This window comes from Streptomyces sp. NPDC091289 (assembly GCF_044757365.1).
GTDB lineage: Bacteria > Actinomycetota > Actinomycetes > Streptomycetales > Streptomycetaceae > Streptomyces.
Genome location: NZ_JBIVUT010000004.1, coordinates 177593 through 193633, shown reverse-complemented (window position 1 = coordinate 193633; position 16041 = coordinate 177593). Strand labels below are relative to the sequence as shown.

Sequence of the window (16041 nt, the reverse complement as noted above, 5' to 3'; positions counted from 1 at the left end):
GCCTTCCCCCGCTCGGACCCGGACGGGCGCTCCGGCCGCCCCCGTCACCCGTTCCCCCGCACCGGCGTGCCGGGCGGCGGCCGGAGCCGTTGAATGCGAAGTCCGAGGCGCCTCGGCGGAAGGCCGGGAGACCGGGAAGCCGGGAGACCGAGGTAGCCCGGAAGCGCCTCTCCGGGAACGGAAAACGGGGCGGAAGGCAGGAGAGAGAGCCGCATGCCGTCGTCACTGGCCCGCCCGGACCGGGAGGCCGCCCCGCGCCGCAAGGGCGCACTGCGCCGCACCGGCGAGTGGTGCGCCCGGCACTTCGTGACCGTCCTCGTCCTGTGGGTGGCCGCGCTCGCCGGGCTCCAGGTCCTCCAGCACGCGTACGGCGGCGACTACTCCGACGACTTCTCGCTGCCCGGCACCCAGTCCCAGGACGGCCTCGACGTCCTGAAGGCGCACGCGCCGCAGGCGGGCGGCTACAGCGCCCAAGTGGTGCTGCACGACGCCGACAAGCCGCTCACTTCCTTCTCCAACCAGGTCGCCACGGCCGTCACCGACCTCCAGAAGCTCCCGGACGTGCTGTCCGCGCAGAACCCGCTGCCGCCCTCCGGATCCACCCCGCCTCCGCCGCCCGACCCGAACACCGGGCCGCTCTCCACCGACCAGAAGACCGCCTACATCACCGTCCGCTTCAGCGTGCAGCCCTCCACCCTCGACCCGTCCTACCTCGACGGGGTCGACCGGGCGGTGCAGCCGCTGCGCTCGGCCGGGGTGGAGGTGGAGTACGGCGGGCCGCTCGGCGAACTCGCCCGCCCCGAACCGAGCGACCGCACCAGCGAGGCGATCGGCTTCGGGGTGGCGATCGTGGTCCTGCTCATCGGCTTCGGCAGTCTGGCGGCCGCCGTGCTGCCGCTGCTCACCGCGCTGATCTGCGCCCTGTGCGGGCTCGCGCTGCTGGGGCTGCTGGCCGCCGCCGCGACCTTCGCGACCGTCTCCCCGACGCTCGCCACGATGATCGGCATCGGCGTCGGCATCGACTACGCCCTCTTCCTGGTCACCCGGCACCGGCAGAACCTGGTCGACGGGCAGGACCCGGTGACCGCCGCCGGGAACGCCGCCGCCACCAGCGGGCACGCCGTCCTGCTCTCCGGCTGCACGGTGATCATCGCGCTGTCGGGCCTGTGGGTCTCCGGGATCGGGTTCATCGGCAAGCTCGGCCTGGCCGCGGCGGTCACCGTCGTCACGGCGGTGCTCGGCGCGCTCACCCTCGTACCGGCGGTCCTCGGTCTCATCGGCCGCCGCATCGACCGGGTGCACGTACGGAAACCGGTGGCCGAGACCGTACCGGCGCGGGACGGGGCGGCGTCCGGCGGCTGGCACCGGTACGCGCAGCGCGTGGAGCGGCGGCCCTGGTGGTTCCTGGCCGGCGGGGTGGTGCTGCTGGCCGTCCTGTCCTTCCCCGTCCTGTTCATCCAGCTCGGCCACATCGGCGACGGCGCCGACCCGAAGTCGTTCACCGACCGGCGCGCCTTCGACCTGATGTCCACCGCCTTCGGCCCCGGCTCCAACGGCCCGCTGACCCTGGTCATCGACCAGAGCAAGGTGCCCTCCTCCGACCGCTCCGCCCTCGCCGACCAGGCGCAGAAGGCCCTGGCGAACGTCCCGGACGCGGCCGTGATCACCCCGCTCACCGCCACCTCGGACGGCGACGTGCTGACCGCCACCGCGTACTCGGTGGCCGCCCCGCAGGACGAGCGGACCACGTCCCTGACGAACCGCCTCACCGACGACGTGCTGCCCCAGGCCGTCTCCGGCACCGACGCGAGCACGTACGTCACCGGCACGACGGCCGCCCAGGTCGACTTCCTGGACATCGTCTCCAGCAGGCTGCCGCTGATCATCGCGGTCGTCGTCGGCCTGGCGTTCCTGGTGATCCTGGCCGTCTTCCGGGGCCTGCTCGTCGCGGTGAAGGCCGCCGTGCTCAACGTCCTGTCGATCGCCGCCTCGTACGGGGTCGTGGTCGCGGTCTTCCAGTGGGGCTGGGGCGGCCCGGCGCTGGGGGTGTCGGGGAAGGTGCCGATCGAGAGCTACGTCCCGATGATGATGTTCGCGATCGTCTTCGGGCTGAGCATGGACTACGAGATCTTCCTGCTCTCCCGCATCCACGAGGCCTGGCGGCGCACCGGCGACGCGCGGGCGAGCGTGGCGCACGCGCTGGAGATCACCGCCCGGGTCATCACCTGCGCGGCGCTGATCATGGTGAGCGTCTTCGCCGCGTTCGTCATCAGCGACAACATCGTGGTGAAGATGCTGGGCCTCGGGCTGGCCGCCAGCGTGCTCATCGACGCCACCGTCGTACGGCTGTTGCTGGTCCCCGCCGTGATGACCCTGCTGGGCCGCGCCGCCTGGTGGATCCCGGGCCCGCTGGACCGGATCCTGCCGCACCTGGACGCCGAGGGAAGCCCGGAACCGGGCCGGCCGGCCGAACCGGCCGAATCCACCGGGACGAAGTGACGCGCGCCACAGCCCCCTTAGGGTGTCAGGATGCCCTCCCCCCTCCCTTCGAGGCTCCTCACTTCGAAGCTGCCGCGCCCCACCGCGGCCGCTTCCCCCGGGACCGGCGTCCCCGACACCGGCGGCCGGGACCACTTCTTCGACAACGCGAAGTACCTGGCCATCGTGCTGGTGGCGATCGGACACGCCTGGGAACCGCTGCCGTCCGGCCGCCTCGTGGAAGCGACCTACACCTTCATCTACACGTTCCACATGCCGGTGTTCATCCTGATCGCCGGCTACTTCTCACGGAACTTCGAACTGCGGCCCGACCGGGTGTGGAAGCTGGTCACCGGCCTGCTGGTGCCCTACATCCTGTTCGAGATCCTCTACACGCTCTTCCACCGCGCCCTGCGCGACCCGGACTACGCGCTGTCGCTGCTGGAGCCCTACTGGCTGCTGTGGTTCCTGCCCGCCCTGTTCCTCTGGCGGCTGTCCACCCCGCTGTGGCAGTCCGTGCGCTTCCCGGTGCTGGTGTCCCTCGCCGTCGCCGCCGTGGCGACGGTCTCGCCCGCCGCCGACGGAACGCTCCCGGTCCAGCGCATCCTGCAGTTCCTGCCGTTCTACGTCCTGGGGCTGCGGCTGGGCCCGCACCACTTCGAGGCGGTCCGCCGCACCTGGGTGCGTGTCGTCTCCGTGCCCGTCCTCGTCGCCGGGATGCTCCTGGCGTACTGGCTGGTGCCCCGGACCTCGACGTCGTGGTTCTTCCGCAAGAACAGCGCCCAGGAGCTGGACACCGCCCAGTGGACCGGTCCGGCGGCCACGCTGCTGCTGTTCCTGGCCGCCGTCGTGCTCGGCGCCTGCTTCCTCGCCTGGGTGCCCCGGGGGCGCAACTGGATGACCGCACTGGGCACCTGCACGCTGTACGGGTATCTGCTGCACGGCTTCGTCGTCCGGGCCCTGCGCTACGAGGGCTTCTACGACCAGGCGTTCTTCGACACCACGATGGGCACGGTCGCCGTCACCGCGGGCGCCGCCGTCATGGTGACCCTGCTCTGCACGCCCCCGGTCCGGCGGCTGCTGAAGCCGCTGCTGGAGCCGCGCATGGAGTGGGCCCGGCAGAAGCCGCCGCCGGCCGCCCCCTCACCCTGAGGAGCAGGACGGCCGGGGCTCGGTACCGGACATGACTGCGCCCCGCGACGCCCGAAGTCCGGCGTCGCGGGGCGTGGAAGCGGGTCTCAGACCCCGTCGGCCCGGGGGGCGGACACGGCTCCGGGAGCCTCGGCCCGCACCTCGGCCGGAGTGCCCAGCAGCGCGGAGGCCGTCTCCAGCGGGGTACGGGCGGGGGCCGGGGCGGGCACGGCCGTCTCGGCGGTACGGCAGGTGAATCCGAGCTTGGACAGCGCCCGGACGACCTCGGCGGAGCTGAAGTCCCGGCGGTCCTGACGGGTGATCACTTCACCCACCTGCTTGACGGGGTAGACCCGGCGGCTGATGACCACCGCGTCGCCCGTGACGGGTTCGGGCTTGATGCCCTTCATCGAGTCCTCCACCTCGTTCTTGAACAGATCGAAGGGGAAGCGGGCGATGACACAGCGCATGGTTCCTCAACAGGGGTCGAGTGCACGGGGGACGTGTCGAGTGCACGGGGGAGGGACGTACGGGAGCCCCGAACGGGGGCTCGGTGCACGCACCGGAGAGGGTCACCGGGCGTACGGGGCGGCCGGCGGCGGAACCGCCGGCCGCACGGGATCACGCGGCGCGGTTGTTCCGGCGCTGCGAGGCGGCCGCACGGGCCTCGGGCGTCGGCACTCCGGGACGACGGCCCCGGGACGGAGCCCCGCTGCCGCCGCGCTTGGTGCCACGGCCCATGAACGCGCCGCCGCGGCTGCTGCCGCGCTCCTTGGCCGGGGCGGAGATGACGACCGGGACGCCGGAGGGCGCCTGCGCACCGGTGATCCGGCTCAGCTCGGCCTCGCCGGAGCGGACCTGGGCGATCTGCGGGGTGATCCCGGCATCCGACATCAGCCGGGTCATCTCGCGGCGCTGGTTGGGCAGCACCAGCGTGACGACGCTGCCGGACTCGCCGGCGCGGGCGGTACGGCCGCCGCGGTGCAGGTAGTCCTTGTGGTCGCTCGGCGGGTCCACGTTGACGACCAGGTCGAGGTTGTCGACGTGGATGCCGCGCGCCGCGACGTTGGTGGCGACCAGCACGGTGACGTGCCCGGTCTTGAAGCGCTCCAGGGTGCGGGTGCGCTGCGGCTGGGACTTGCCGCCGTGCAGCGCCGCCGCCCGGACCCCGCTGTGCAGCAGGTGGTCGGTGAGCTTGTCGACCGCGTGCTTGGTGTCCAGGAACATGATCACGCGGCCGTCGCGGGCGGCGATCTCCGTCGTGGTGGCGTACTTGTCCGAGCCCTGGACGTACAGGACGTGGTGCTCCATCGTCGTGACCGCACCGGCGGCCGGGTCGACGGAGTGCACGACCGGGTCCTTCAGGTAGGTCCGCACCAGCAGGTCGACGTTGCGGTCCAGGGTGGCCGAGAACAGCATCCGCTGCCCGTCCGGGTTCACCTGGTCGAGCAGCTCGGTGACCTGCGGCATGAAGCCCATGTCGGCCATCTGGTCGGCCTCGTCGAGGACGGTGATGGTGACCCGGTCCAGCCGGCAGTCGCCGCGCTCGATCAGGTCCTTGAGACGGCCCGGGGTCGCGACGACGACCTCGGAGCCACCGCGCAGCGCGCTGGCCTGGCGGCCGATGGACATGCCGCCGACCACGGTGGCGATGCGCAGCTTCAGCGACCGGGCGTACGGGGTGAGCGCGTCGGTGACCTGCTGGGCCAGCTCCCGGGTGGGGACGAGGACCAGGGCGAGCGGCCGCTTGGCGTCGGCGCGGCGGCCGGCGGTGCGGGCCAGCAGCGCGAGGCCGAAGGCGAGGGTCTTGCCGGAGCCGGTGCGGCCCCGGCCCAGGACGTCCCGGCCGGCCAGCGAGTTCGGCAGGGTGGCCGCCTGGATCGGGAAGGGCACGGTCATGCCCTCGGCGACCAGCGCCGCCTTCAGCGGTGCGGGCATCTCCAGCTCGCCGAAGGTCTCGGCGGCGGGGAGGGCGGGGGTGACGGTCACCGGCAGGGCGAACTCGCCCTTGACGCCGGAGGCGGAGCGGCGGCCGTAGCCACCGGACCGGCCCGAGCCGCCGGAGCCGCCGGAGCGCTTGGGGCCGCCGCCGAAGCCGGCGGCGCGGCGCTCGCCACCACCACCGGAGTAGCGGGGGGCGCCACCGGAGGAGCGCGTGCGGGAAAAACGGTCGTTCGAGCGGGGCGTGCGTTCGCGGTTCATGCAGAACCTTTCCTCGATGGGGCACGTATCGAGGGATTCTTTTTCGGGAAGCGACCGTGAACGGCACCCAGAATCGCAAGAACGAGCCGATGAAATGACAAAAGAAAACGAAGCCCGGCCGCCGGGAATCAGTGCACCGGACGCGGCTTCGTCGGGGGGCGCGCAGAGCGGGCCCCGGAAACGACAACGAGCCGGGGCCCGCACCCCAAGGTGCGGGCCCCAGCTGCGCAGTACTACCTGAGTGATCAGGCGGGGGTGATGTTCTCGGCCTGCGGGCCCTTCTGGCCCTGCGTGACGTCGAAGTTCACCTTCTGGCCCTCCTGCAGCTCACGGAAGCCGCTGGCGGCGATGTTGCTGTAGTGGGCGAAGACGTCGGCGCCGCCGCCGTCCTGCTCGATGAAGCCGAAGCCCTTTTCCGCGTTGAACCACTTCACGGTGCCAGTAGCCATGTCATATCTCCTTAGGGGCAGAGCCCGCGGGCCCACACTGTGCGGACCCCACGTCGCCGCGATGATTACCCCGTCCGGAAGAACACCGGAAATACAAAAGTGTGCCCGCCGACATCCGACCGGCAAGAACACTTGAAGTTTTTGGGAACCACAACTGCAACTGAGATCAACACTAGCACGATGGGGCCGGAGAGGAGGGTGCCTAATATCACCGGCCGTGTCGGAACATAAAACCCTCATCGCGGATTGCACAAAATTCTGTGCTGGCGAATACAGATATTTTCCGCGGCGGCCGTCAGCGCCCGGCGGGACCGCCGGAGCGGGCGGACCGGCCGCGCAGCTCCTCGTTGAGGCGCAGCGCCTCCTCGAGCTGGTCCTCCAGGATGACGATGCGGCAGGCGGCCTCGATGGGCGTGCCGGCGTCGACCAGATCGCGGGCGCGGGCGGCGATGCGCAGCTGGTAGCGGGAGTAGCGGCGGTGGCCGCCCTCGGACCGCAGCGGAGTGATCAGGCGGGCTTCGCCGATCGCCCGGAGGAACCCCGGCGTCGCACCGATCATCTCCGCGGCTCGCCCCATCGTGTAGGCGGGGTAATCGTCGTCGTCGAGCCGGTCGGTGGCGTGCGAGGGGGTCTCCGGGGGCATCTGCACCTCTTCCGTCACGCGTGACCGGATGAGCCGGGGGCCTTACGCCTGCGGGGTGCGCCTCTGCCGCGTACCGCTGTTTCACGTGACTGCACAAGAAACCCTAATCGCCGGGCAGGGCCATGTCTATCGCGGCCGGAACAGATTTGGGCCACCGGGGAGGGCGCGGCGGATCCGCCGCCGCGGATCACTGACCGACCGGTCAGTTGTCGTCGGGAGGACCGCGGGGCCATAATGCACGCGTAGCCCTTCACGCATCCCCCGTCGTGAAGGGCTACACCCCTGTCCGGAGCCTGCTCCGGGCGTCGCGGGGCACAGGATCATTCACGGGCAAGGGACTCCCCTCGTGGTCCCCTGCCCGTGTTTTTTCGAGTTAACAGTGACGTAGAGTGTTTGCGCAAGCTCAGTTCCGACTCCGAGGTGATCGTGGAGGCCCGGATGGCCATGGACGACGGCGACGAACGCGGTCCGGAACCCGTCGGCCCCCCTGCTCCGGACGAGCTTCCCCGGCTGGGCTCGCTGCGGGAAAAGGTCGAGTACATGGTCGAGAAGACCTTCCCCGGCCAGAAGATCTCGGGCCGGGTCTTCGCCGAGCTGGTCCGCGACCGCGGCGGCTCGCTGTCGCACAGCTACTTCTCCAACATCCTGGCCGGCAAGGTCACCCAGCCGTCCGAGGACATCCTCAAGGCCCTCGGCCTGGGGTTCGGCGTGGACTGGCGCTTCTTCAAGGAGGAGTCCGAGGTCGTCGACGACGTCGTCGCCGGACTCCAGTTCCTGGCCAAGCGGCGCACCGGCGAGATCAGCGGCCTGGCCGGCCGGGGCCTGGACGACGACGGGCTCCCGCCGGAACTGCTGCGGTTCGCCCTGTCCCTGCTGGAGGACGCGGCCCGGGAGAAGGAGGGCCCCGGCAGGGAGGGCGACGGGAGGACCGGCGGGGAGGGCGGCGGAAGGGATTCCGCCGTGGACCACCGCCCCACGGGTCCGGCAGCGTAGCGTCTTGGTCATGTCCCTGCGGAAACTGCGGAAAGAGTGCGAGGCCGGGCTCGCCGACCTGCCCATCCCGGTTCCCTTCTCGTTGGACGGACTCGTCGCGAACATGGAGGAGGCCGGCGGGCGCACCATCCGGCTGCACGAGATGCCGGACCGCCTCGCCCGCGTCAACGCCGCCTGCGGGCTGCGCCTGAAGGCGGGCGGCACCAGCCTCGTCCTCTACCGCCGCAGGCCGACCGCGTACCAGACCCAGCACGTGATCCTGCACGAGCTGTGCCACGAGTGGTTCGACCACGGGACGACGCTCGACGCCGAGCAACTGCGCACGCTCCTCCCGGTCTTCGACACCTCGCTGATCGCCCGGATGATCTCCCCGGCCGCCGCCGAGTCCTTCGCCTCCGGCGGCGGCACCGTCCAGGCCCGTGCGCAGTACGCGACCCACGACGAACGCATGGCCGAATTCGGTGCCTCCCTGATCCCTCGGATGGCGCGGGACCTCACCACCGATGACATGGTGGGGCGGCTGGACAACTCCCTGTCCCGCCCGATGGCCAACCGACGGCGCGGCCTCTTCCCCGGAAGACGGTCCGACGACGCCTGACACGTGCCACCGCGCCGCCCGCGGGCCCCACCCCGCGCTCACGACCCCGAGGACGAACACCGCCGTGACCCCCCTCGATCTCGCCGGCTACCTGATAGCCGGCCTGATGACGGCCGTTGCCCTGTGGCGTATGCCCGCTGCCCTGTGGGGTGACGAGGAGGACCGCAGACGGCGGGCCCTGTGGGGCTGCTACGCCGGATTCGCCGTCGCGCTGTGGACGAAGACCGAGGCGGTCCGCATCGGCCTCAACAACAGCGCCGTCACCGACCTCGCCGTCCTCATCAAGCACTACACCGCCACCGTGGCAATTCTGGCCATCCTCAGCTACATCGTGGCCATCTACGGCAGCTACCCCGAAGAGGGCGCGGTCCCCCGCCACGTACGGTTCGCGCGGTTCGTCCAGAAGCTGGCGGCCAAGGCATCCGTCGCCACGCTGATCCTGCTGACCGTCCTGTTCTTCACCGTCGTCGACCGCTCCGAGCCCTCGGACCGCTTCGTCTCCGACCACGCCGGGGAGTGGGGCGCCACGCTCTACATGAGCGTCTTCTACCTCTACCTCGGGGCCGCGTCCGCCGTGTGCGCCTTCCAGTGGGGCCTGGCCACCCTCGACGCCCGGCGGCGCCATCTGCGCATCGGGCTCGGGATGATGACGTTCGCGATGTTCATCGGCGTCGGCTACACCGTCAGCCGCACCCTCTTCCTGTGGATCAGCGCGGTGGACGAGCCGAGCGAGGCGTTCGCCCTGCGGTTCGACCAGATCACCGAGGCCGCGCAGCTCGTGCTGTTCGCCTTCTTCGCCCTCGGCGCGTCCGTGCCCGCGTTCGCGGCCGGCCTGCGACGGGCCCGGCTGTGCCGGGCCCAGGTACGGCTGCACGCCCTCTGGCGCGAGTTGATGACCGTGTTCCCGGACCAGCCGTTCGACCCGCCCGCCTCGCTGGCCCGCGAGCTGACCCGGTTCAACGTCCCGGCCGACCTGCGGGTGGACCGCTGGGCCGCCGACATCGCGGACGCGGCCGAGAAGCTCCGCCACTACGTGCCCGACGGGCTGCTCGACGCCGCCGGACGGGCCGCCGCCCGCGACACGGACGACCCGCGCCGGGCCGCGTCCCTCACCGACGCCTACTGGATCCGGGCCGCCCTGCTCGCGAAGGCCTCCGGCGCGCCCGCCGGGGGCGCCGCGCCGGTCGCCTCCCAGCACGCGGCGGACCAGGACGGCGAGGTGGCCCGGCTGGTCCGGGTCGCCGCCGCGTACCGGACGGTCGGCGAGGAGCGCGCCCGCGCGGTCCTCGCGGCCGCGACGGCGACGGCGACGGCGGCGACGACGACGACCGAAACCACCCGCACGACGGAGACGAGCGCATGACCGGCAGCACGGACACCACCGACGGCGCCACGACCGGCGGAGCCACGACCGGCGGGGGCGCGGCCGGCAAGGGCTCGACCGGCGAGGGGATCCCCACCGCCTCCGCCCGCACGGCCTCCGTGGCCCGCACCGTCACCGACGTCCTCCAGCCGCGCAACGTCCTGCTGGCGGGCATGCTCGGCATCGGCCTCGCGGCGGCGGGCGACTGGACGGGGCTGCTCTGGGGCTTCCTCGGGGCGCTCTGCGCCGGGCTGATCCCGGCGGGATACATCGAGTGGGAGCGCGGGCGCGGCACCTGGGGCGACCGCCATGTGGTGGACCGCACGAAGCGGGCGCCGATCTTCTTCGTGATCCTGGGCTCGATCGGCGCCGGCTCGGTGGTGATGGTGCTGGGGAACGCGCCCACCGGGATCCTCGTCGCGATGCTCGCGCTCTGGGTGATGACGATCGGCCTGCTGGCCGTCAACACGGTGTGGAAGATCTCGGTCGACTCGGCGGTGGCCTCGGCGTCCGTCTCCCTCCTCGCCGTCGTCCACTCCCCCTGGTGGATCGCCGCGTACGCGCTGACGGCGGCGGTCTGCTGGTCCCGGGTCGCCCTCGGCTACCACACCGTCGCCCAGACCCTGGCGGGCGCGGGCCTGGGCGCGGCGACGACGGTGGCGTACGTATTCGTCTGAGGGGCTACTGGACCACCACGGGCCCGTCCATCGTGTTCGCGGTGCAGCCCGGGCCTCCGATCCGTACGGGGCCGGAGCTGCGGGTCACCACGACGGGCCCGCTGACGCGCGAACCGCACAGGTGGACCGCCGTCGCGCCGTCCGCCTGGAGCGGGCCGTCCAATGTGGAGCCGGTGACCACGAGGGCGGCCCCCGGGCGGACGACGACGGGCCCGCGCTGGGCGGCCCGGTCCAGGCAGGTGACCCCGCTCGTCACGACCAGGGGCCCGTTGCGGGGACCGGTGACCGTGGTGGTGCAGGCCGGGACGGGCAGGACGCGGGCCTTGTAGTCCAGGGCCTCGGCGAGCTTGCCGGGCTTGGGGTCGCTCAGGGGCTTGCCGAGCTTGGCGAACTCCCCGCCGGTCTCCTTCTTCCCGCCGTTCCACTCGTCGATCCGGCCGAGCTGCGCGGCGGTCTTCCCGTCGTCGACGACCGCGTCGGCGTCCAGCGCGGCCATCGACTTCGAGGCGCGCTTCACCAGGTCGAGGTACGGGCCCGGGGCGGTCAGGTCGTACGCGGACGCGTCGTGCTCGCCGCGCAGCCAGGATCCCCAGGAGAACTCCAGGAACTCCGTCGCCCCGTCGGGGACCTCGTAACCGATGTCCCGGGTGAAGTAGACGAGGCTGCGGTACGGGTCGTCGCGGAAGTGCGTGATGCCGAGCCGGTCCGGCAGCCGGTCCACGCCGAGCGGCCGGTTGTTCTCGTCGCGCAGCCACACCTTCTTCTCGGCCGTCATCCGCTGCCAGAAGGCCGGGGTGGACAGGGAGCTGTAGTTGTCGGTGACGCGGAGCCGGATGGGCAGGTCGGTGGAGCCGTCGGGCCCCTCCAGGAAGGACGTCAGCGTGTGGTGCCCGTCGGTGAGGTACAGCTTGCCGCCGGGTCCGACGACGGCCGTCTTCATCGCGGCGATCGTCTTCGGCGTCTCCTGCCCGACCGGCACGGCGCAGGAGAAGCTCGACGGATCGCCCAGCGTGGCGCCGGGACCGGCCGAGGCGGCCTCCTTCTGGCCGTTGGTCTCGCACCAGTCGTCGAAGCGCTTGTTGACGTCTCCCGCCGCCTCGTCGCGGTCGCTGCCGTACCGGCCGAGCTTGTAGAAGACCTGGTCGAAGCCGAGTACGGCCTGGGTCGGGTGGAGTTCGCCGAGCGTGACGTCGATCAGGTCCCCCGGCTGCGCGCAGATGCGCGGCAGCGGCCCGCTCCCGGCGCACGGATCCCCGGCCGCCGCTCCGGTCCCCGCCCCGGCCACGACCGTGCCCGCCGCCAGCACCCCGGCCAGCAGCAGCGCTTTCGATCTCTTCATGAACGTCCCCTCCCGCGAAATGGTCATGCCCGGGGGACCATCGCAAGGCGCGACGACCCCCGCGCGGACGCGATGTGAACGAGGGATGGCGCCGGGGTGCCGCGACGGGACCGCCCGCGTTTGCGGGGGTGGCGGACACCCGGTTACGTGGACGGGGAGGGCGCGCCCGCGAACGGACGGGCCCCACCGGCTGGAGGTGTCCCGATGGCGAAGAACCGGACCGCGCCCGTCAAGGGCCTGCGCGGCAGCAAGGCCGGGCTCGTGCTGAGCCTGGGCAGCAGCGCCCTCGCGGTCATCAGGGCGTCCAAGCAGGTCCGCCGGGCCAAGGGCACGCACGACAAGCTGAACACCGCCGACGCGGTGGCGGGGCTGCTGCCGCTGATCACCTCGGCCGCCCTCGTCCTGCGACAACTGCGCGGCCGGAAGCGGGAGAACCCGGAAACGGCCTGAGCGCCGACCCCACGTCAGCCCCGTCCGAAAGGCTCAGCCCCGCCCGAAAGGCCGGAAATCGCCCCATCGTCGATCACTGAACGATGCCCGGCCGGGGTACGAAGGTGCCGTGCCGAACCCTTTCGAGATCACCGCCGCCCGCGCCGAGGACATCGTGACCCTGGGCGAGTGGGCCCACGAGGAGAACTGGAACCCGGGCCTGCACGACGGCGCGGTGTTCTTCGCGACCGACCCCGGCGGCTTCCTGTTCGGCCGGCTGGACGGCGAACCGGTCAGCTCCGTCTCCGTCGTCCGCTACGGCAGCGCGTACGGCTTCCTGGGCTTCTATCTGACCCGCCCCCACCTGCGCGGACAGGGCTACGGGCTGCGGACCTGGCAGGCCGGGACGGCCCGGCTCTCCGGGCGCACCGTCGGACTGGACGGGGTGCCCGCGCAACAGGACAACTACCGCCGCTCCGGCTTCCGCACCTGCTGGAGCAACGCCCGCTTCGAGGGCACGCCCCCGCCGGACATCGCACCCCCGCCGGGCACCACCCTGGTCGACGCCCGGAGCGTGCCGTTCGACCTGCTCGCCGCCTACGACCGGCGGTATTTCCCGGCTGCCCGGGACACCTTCCTCGCCTCCTGGATCACCGCCCCGGGCCGCACGGCCCTGGCGGCGGTCGGGGACGGCGAGCTCCAGGGACTCGGGGTGCTGCGGGCCTGCCGCGCCGCTTCCCGGATCGGCCCGCTGTACGCCACGTCCCCCGCCGTGGCGGCGTCCCTGGTCGGCGCGCTGGCGGCCACCGCCCCGGACACCCCGGTCGCCGTCGACGTACCGGATGTGAACCCGGCGGCGGTGCGGCTGGCCGAAGAGCTGGGCCTGGCCCCGTCGTTCGACACGGCACGGATGTACAGCGGCCCGGAACCGGCCATCGACCGGCCGGGCCTGTACGGCATCACGAGCCTGGAGCTGGGCTGACCGGTGCTCATGGAAACAGCGGCCGTCACTCCGCCGGGGTCGGCCGCAGCACCGGCGGCCCCTCGCGGATCCGGGAGGCCAGGACGGCGATGTCGTCCTCCGCGTCCTCGCCGAACCGGTCAAGGACCTGGTCCAGCAGGTCCTCCAGGTGCCCGCCCCGCGGCAGCGTCAGCGAGGCGAGCCGCCGCACGGACACATCGATGTCCTCGCCCCGGCGCTCCACCAGACCGTCGGTGTACATGAACAGCACGGTGCCCGGGCCGCAGGGCACGGACGCGGTCCGGTAGCCGCCGAACCCGGTGCCGAGCGGCGGCCCCACCGGCACCGGAACGACCCGGGCCCCCGCGTCGCCCGGGTCGATGAAGACCGGGGGCAGATGGCCCGCGCTGGCCACCTCGCACACTCCGCCGAAGCGGTCGACGACGGCGAGCAGACAGGTCGCCGCCCGGTCCAGGCCCGACCGCTCCACCATGGTGTCGAGCTGCTCCAGGATCCGGTGCGGCGGCAGGTCCTCGCCCGCCAACAGCCGTAGCAGCGAGCGGTACTGGCTCATGGCGACGGCCGCCTCCACCCCGTGGCCCATCACGTCGCCCATCGCCTTGAGGTGCCGGCCGTCCGGGAGCGGTACGACGTCGAACCAGTCGCCGCCGACCAGGACGCCCCGGTCGGCGGGGAGGTAGCGGGTGGCGATCTCGACGTGCGGGTGGGGTCCCCGGGGCTCGGAGAGCAGGGAGCGCTGGAGTTCGCGGGCGATGCTGTGCTCGTGGTCGTAGCGGCGGGCGTGGTCGAGGTCGACGCCGGCCCGGACGGCGAGTTCGCGGGCGACGGCCACGTCCTGGTCGCTGAAGGCGGGGGCGCCCTCGGCCCGGGCGAGGCTGAGCGTGCCGAGCGGCCGGCTGCGGGCGGTGAGCGGGACGACGAGCGCCTGGCGCAGCCCGAGGGCCCGGGATGCGGCGATCCGCCCGGAGGTACGGACGCTCCGGCCCCGCTCGTGGTCCTCCCAGTCGTCGAGCACCGCTTCGTTCTCCGCCAGGCAGCGGGTCACCGCGGAGTCGGCCGCGAAGTCGACGTACTCCCCGGGATGGCCGAACCGCTGCACCTGCTCGTCGAGTTCGCCGTCACCCCGCAGCGCGGCCCGCCGGAGCCGTACGACGCCGGGGGCCGGACGGCGTACGGAGTGCCCGACCTCGGGCGGAAAGACGTCGACCGCCGCGACGTCGGCGAAGGCCGGCACCACGAAATCGGCCAGCTCCTGGCAGGTGGTGTCCATGTCGAGGGTCGTACCGATCCGGACGGCGGCGGTGGAGAGCAGGGCGACGTGCCCGCGGGCCTGCTCCAGCTCCTCGCGCTGCCGGGCGATGTCGGTGATCTCGACGACGATCGCCATCAGCCCGCAGCCCTCGCCGTCCACGTCGAGCCGGTGGTACGTGGCCCGCCAGAACCGCTGTTCCGCCTCGGCCGCCGCCCAGGTCTGCCCGTGAATCGTCTCCTCGCGGGGTTTTCCGTCGGCGAGGACGTCGTGCAGGGCGGCGGCCTGACCGTGCAGATCGGGCAGCACCTGGGCGAAGGTCCGCCCGATGTGGGAGGCGGCGGCGAGACCGTTGAGCCGTTCGAGGGCCGGGTTGACGTAGGTGTAACGGAGATCGTGGTCGAGGACCGCGACGGCGGCCGGATTGCCGTCGAACAGGGCCGCCACGGTCTTCGGGTCGAAGAACGACGGCATGCCGTCCTCGCACGTCTCGGCCTGCAAGAGCATGCCTCCTGCCGCTCGTCGACTCCCGAGCCTCCATCGTCGGCCGCCCGTTCCCGTACCGCATCCGCAGGACGGGAGGACAGGAGCGGGAGCGGGCGGGCCGGTCAGCGCGGGGCGCCCGTCCGGTCACGGAACGGCCCGGGGCCGGAACCGAGATCCAGATCGAGGTCCAGATCGAGGGTGCCTTCCGTGGCCTCGGCGGTGGCCGGCAGGGCGAGGGCCGCGTCGACCGGCCCCGGCAGACTGCCGGAACCGAGCAGCCCGGTGACCAGCCCGGTGGTGAGACGGTGCCAGACGGCGGCCCGGCGGATCATGGCGTGGTCGCCGCCCCGGACGGTGACCATGCAGGTACGTGCTCCGGCGCGGCGGGCCCGGGCGGTGAGGGACTGGGTGGCCTGCGGGCTGGTCATCCGGTCCCGGTTGCTGTGTACGAGGAGGACGTCACGGCCCGCGAGCTGGGTGACCGGGTCCCCCGGCGGACACCAGGGCGCGAGCCCGACGACGCTCCGCACCAGGGGATGCCCGGCGGCGCGGAGGGCGGCGCGCGCCCCCATGGAGTGGCCCAGGAGCACCACGGGCAGCTCGTCGCCCGCTTCCTCGGCCAGCGCGTCGAGGGCGGCGACGGCGTCGTGGAACGGATCCGCGCGGGTGCCGTTCCAGCCCCGGTGGGCATACCGCACCGGCACCACGAGGACGTCCTCACCTGCGGCGCGGGTGGCCCGGGCGAGAGCCCGGACGAAGGGGCGCATCCGGACCCCGGGCAGGTTCAGCGGACCGGGCGGCGGGGGTCCCGTACCGTTCTCGCGGCCCCCGTGCAGGACGAGAACCGCTGCCGACGGCGGTCGTTGGGCCACGCGTACCTCCAGGTCAGGGTGTGGGGCGCGGGGCCCCTCGCCCCGTATTCGGCGCCGCGGCCGCTCCGGATGGGTGAAGTGCCGTCCACTGTACGGTCACGACCACGGAACCATCCGTGCCGTCCACGGCATCCCCTATATACGACACCG

The 16041-nt window shown here is 72.5% G+C and carries 15 protein-coding genes; 8 read left to right on the top strand and 7 right to left on the bottom strand.

Annotated features, from left to right (window positions below; all coding sequences use genetic code 11):
- Positions 1 to 213: 213 nt before the first annotated feature.
- Positions 214 to 2499 (top strand): MMPL family transporter, encoded by a 2286-nt coding sequence (locus ACIQPT_RS06725; protein ID WP_401153328.1) that lies wholly within the window; start codon positions 214 to 216, stop codon positions 2497 to 2499.
- Between the two features lie 30 nt (positions 2500 to 2529).
- The gene (locus tag ACIQPT_RS06720) at positions 2530 to 3630 is read left to right on the top strand and encodes an acyltransferase family protein (protein ID WP_401153326.1); all 1101 of its coding nucleotides are present in this window, start codon (positions 2530 to 2532) and stop codon (positions 3628 to 3630) included.
- An 86-nt stretch (positions 3631 to 3716) separates the two neighbouring features.
- On the opposite strand, the gene ACIQPT_RS06715 is transcribed toward ACIQPT_RS06720, so the two are convergent.
- The 4 genes from ACIQPT_RS06715 to ACIQPT_RS06700 all read right to left on the bottom strand — a co-directional run bounded on the left by ACIQPT_RS06715 (position 3717) and on the right by ACIQPT_RS06700 (position 6903).
- Positions 3717 to 4079, bottom strand: coding sequence for an SCO5918 family protein (locus ACIQPT_RS06715; protein ID WP_401153324.1), 363 nt, complete (start codon positions 4077 to 4079; stop codon positions 3717 to 3719).
- Between the two features lie 151 nt (positions 4080 to 4230).
- The gene (locus tag ACIQPT_RS06710; protein ID WP_401153323.1) at positions 4231 to 5811 is read right to left on the bottom strand and encodes a DEAD/DEAH box helicase; all 1581 of its coding nucleotides are present in this window, start codon (positions 5809 to 5811) and stop codon (positions 4231 to 4233) included.
- 245 nt (positions 5812 to 6056) lie between these two features.
- Positions 6057 to 6260: a cold-shock protein gene (locus ACIQPT_RS06705; protein ID WP_015609674.1), complete on the bottom strand. Its 204-nt coding sequence runs from the start codon at positions 6258 to 6260 to the stop codon at positions 6057 to 6059.
- Positions 6261 to 6555: 295 nt separating this feature from the next.
- Positions 6556 to 6903: a MerR family transcriptional regulator gene (locus ACIQPT_RS06700; RefSeq protein ID WP_214297737.1), complete on the bottom strand. Its 348-nt coding sequence runs from the start codon at positions 6901 to 6903 to the stop codon at positions 6556 to 6558.
- Positions 6904 to 7296: 393 nt separating this feature from the next.
- Here ACIQPT_RS06700 and ACIQPT_RS06695 point away from each other — a divergent pair, with 393 nt between their 5' ends.
- The 4 genes from ACIQPT_RS06695 (at position 7297) to ACIQPT_RS06680 (ending at position 10534) form a co-directional block, all read left to right on the top strand.
- Complete coding sequence (locus tag ACIQPT_RS06695; protein ID WP_401153321.1) at positions 7297 to 7896, top strand: hypothetical protein; 600 nt, start codon at positions 7297 to 7299, stop codon at positions 7894 to 7896.
- A gap of 10 nt (positions 7897 to 7906) precedes the next feature.
- Entirely contained in the window at positions 7907 to 8494 is a 588-nt protein-coding gene (locus tag ACIQPT_RS06690) for a toxin (protein WP_401153319.1), read from the top strand.
- A gap of 64 nt (positions 8495 to 8558) precedes the next feature.
- Positions 8559 to 9857: an MAB_1171c family putative transporter gene (locus ACIQPT_RS06685; RefSeq protein WP_401153318.1), complete on the top strand. Its 1299-nt coding sequence runs from the start codon at positions 8559 to 8561 to the stop codon at positions 9855 to 9857.
- Positions 9854 to 10534, top strand: a complete 681-nt coding sequence (locus tag ACIQPT_RS06680; protein ID WP_401153316.1) for a hypothetical protein — start codon at positions 9854 to 9856, stop codon at positions 10532 to 10534. Before ACIQPT_RS06685 ends, ACIQPT_RS06680 begins: the two co-directional genes overlap by 4 nt.
- A 4-nt stretch (positions 10535 to 10538) precedes the next feature.
- Here ACIQPT_RS06680 and ACIQPT_RS06675 read toward each other — a convergent pair whose 3' ends face one another.
- Positions 10539 to 11873: a ParB/Srx family N-terminal domain-containing protein gene (locus tag ACIQPT_RS06675; RefSeq protein WP_401153315.1), complete on the bottom strand. Its 1335-nt coding sequence runs from the start codon at positions 11871 to 11873 to the stop codon at positions 10539 to 10541.
- 204 nt (positions 11874 to 12077) lie between these two features.
- Here ACIQPT_RS06675 and ACIQPT_RS06670 point away from each other — a divergent pair, with 204 nt between their 5' ends.
- Positions 12078 to 12323 carry a hypothetical protein gene (locus ACIQPT_RS06670; protein ID WP_401153313.1) on the top strand — a complete coding sequence of 82 codons (246 nt, stop codon included), beginning with the start codon at positions 12078 to 12080 and terminating at the stop codon, positions 12321 to 12323.
- Positions 12324 to 12432: 109 nt separating this feature from the next.
- Positions 12433 to 13284 (top strand): GNAT family N-acetyltransferase, encoded by an 852-nt coding sequence (locus tag ACIQPT_RS06665; protein ID WP_401153311.1) that lies wholly within the window; start codon positions 12433 to 12435, stop codon positions 13282 to 13284.
- A 25-nt stretch (positions 13285 to 13309) separates the two neighbouring features.
- Here the strand turns inward: ACIQPT_RS06665 and ACIQPT_RS06660 are convergent, their stop codons facing one another.
- Positions 13310 to 15040 carry a SpoIIE family protein phosphatase gene (locus tag ACIQPT_RS06660; protein ID WP_401153310.1) on the bottom strand — a complete coding sequence of 577 codons (1731 nt, stop codon included), beginning with the start codon at positions 15038 to 15040 and terminating at the stop codon, positions 13310 to 13312.
- 101 nt (positions 15041 to 15141) lie between these two features.
- Positions 15142 to 15891, bottom strand: a complete 750-nt coding sequence (locus ACIQPT_RS06655; RefSeq protein ID WP_401153309.1) for an alpha/beta fold hydrolase — start codon at positions 15889 to 15891, stop codon at positions 15142 to 15144.
- Between the last annotated feature and the right edge of the window lie 150 nt (positions 15892 to 16041).

Bases quoted from the DNA above. Each gene is read 5' to 3' on its own strand.
- ACIQPT_RS06725 (WP_401153328.1), top strand. From the start codon at position 214: ATGCCGTCGTCACTGGCCCGCCCGGACCGGGAGGCCGCCCCGCGCCGC.
- ACIQPT_RS06720 (WP_401153326.1), top strand. From the start codon at position 2,530: ATGCCCTCCCCCCTCCCTTCGAGGCTCCTCACTTCGAAGCTGCCGCGC.
- ACIQPT_RS06715 (WP_401153324.1), bottom strand. From the start codon at position 4,079: ATGCGCTGTGTCATCGCCCGCTTCCCCTTCGATCTGTTCAAGAACGAG.
- ACIQPT_RS06710 (WP_401153323.1), bottom strand. From the start codon at position 5,811: ATGAACCGCGAACGCACGCCCCGCTCGAACGACCGTTTTTCCCGCACG.
- ACIQPT_RS06705 (WP_015609674.1), bottom strand. From the start codon at position 6,260: ATGGCTACTGGCACCGTGAAGTGGTTCAACGCGGAAAAGGGCTTCGGC.
- ACIQPT_RS06700 (WP_214297737.1), bottom strand. From the start codon at position 6,903: ATGCCCCCGGAGACCCCCTCGCACGCCACCGACCGGCTCGACGACGAC.
- ACIQPT_RS06690 (WP_401153319.1), top strand. From the start codon at position 7,907: ATGTCCCTGCGGAAACTGCGGAAAGAGTGCGAGGCCGGGCTCGCCGAC.
- ACIQPT_RS06680 (WP_401153316.1), top strand. From the start codon at position 9,854: ATGACCGGCAGCACGGACACCACCGACGGCGCCACGACCGGCGGAGCC.
- ACIQPT_RS06675 (WP_401153315.1), bottom strand. From the start codon at position 11,873: ATGAAGAGATCGAAAGCGCTGCTGCTGGCCGGGGTGCTGGCGGCGGGC.
- ACIQPT_RS06670 (WP_401153313.1), top strand. From the start codon at position 12,078: ATGGCGAAGAACCGGACCGCGCCCGTCAAGGGCCTGCGCGGCAGCAAG.
- ACIQPT_RS06660 (WP_401153310.1), bottom strand. From the start codon at position 15,040: ATGCTCTTGCAGGCCGAGACGTGCGAGGACGGCATGCCGTCGTTCTTC.